Annotated in this window: 1 protein-coding gene; it reads left to right on the plus strand. The window is 43.5% G+C overall.

The window, feature by feature from the left end; genetic code table 11:
• Positions 1-3: 3 nt before the first annotated feature.
• A partial coding sequence (gene gnd / locus ACJQWY_RS06890) for a phosphogluconate dehydrogenase (NAD(+)-dependent, decarboxylating) (protein ID WP_407076991.1) occupies positions 4-899 on the plus strand: 896 nt, incomplete at its 3' end.

Genomic DNA, 899 nt, shown 5'->3' on the forward strand with positions numbered 1-899 from the left:
ATGATGAAGTTTGCAATGATCGGGCTTGGAAAGATGGGCCTAAACTTAGTTAAGAACGCGGTTGATAATGGTAATGAAGTGGTTGCTTACGATTTGAATGAAGACTTTGTGAAAGAAGCCGGCGCATATTCAGACAAGGTAACGATGGTTTCATCAATTGATGAACTTTTGGCAGAATTACCTTCACCAAAGGTAGTTTGGGTCATGGTTCCAGCCGGAGTTCCAACGAACTCAACCATCGACAATTTGATTGAAAAGATGGATGCCGGAGATATTATCATTGATGGAGGAAACTCAAACTTCAAGGATAATTTGGAACAAAATAAGCGGACGACAGCAGCTGGAATCAAGTTCTTTGATGCTGGAACATCTGGTGGATGGTCAGGAGCGCGTAATGGTGGAAACTTCATGATTGGTGGAGATGATGCTCAAGCATGGAAGACTTTGGAGCCATTGTTTGAATCAATTGCGCAAGAAGGTGGATACCTATACACTGGACGTTTGGGATCAGGTCACTACTTGAAGATGGTTCACAACGGAATTGAATACGGAATGATGCAAGCTATTGGTGAAGGATTCGAAATTTTGGAAGCTTCACAATATGACTATGACTTTGAAGCAGTCGCTCACTTGTGGAATCACGGATCAGTTGTTCGTTCATGGTTGATGGAATTGGCCGAAGACCAATTTGGTAAGGACCCTAAGTTGGACGGAATTACTGGACGTGTGGTAGCCACCGGAGAAGGAAAGTGGACTGTTGAACAAGCTTTGGACTTGCAAGTACCAGCGCCAGTAATTGCTATGTCATTGATGATGCGTAACCGTTCATTGCAAGATGATACGTTTACTGGAAAGGTTGTTTCAGCATTGCGTAATGGCTTTGGTGGACACGCTATGGA

The organism is Weissella kandleri (assembly GCF_045504165.1).
Taxonomy (GTDB): domain Bacteria; phylum Bacillota; class Bacilli; order Lactobacillales; family Lactobacillaceae; genus Weissella; species Weissella kandleri_A.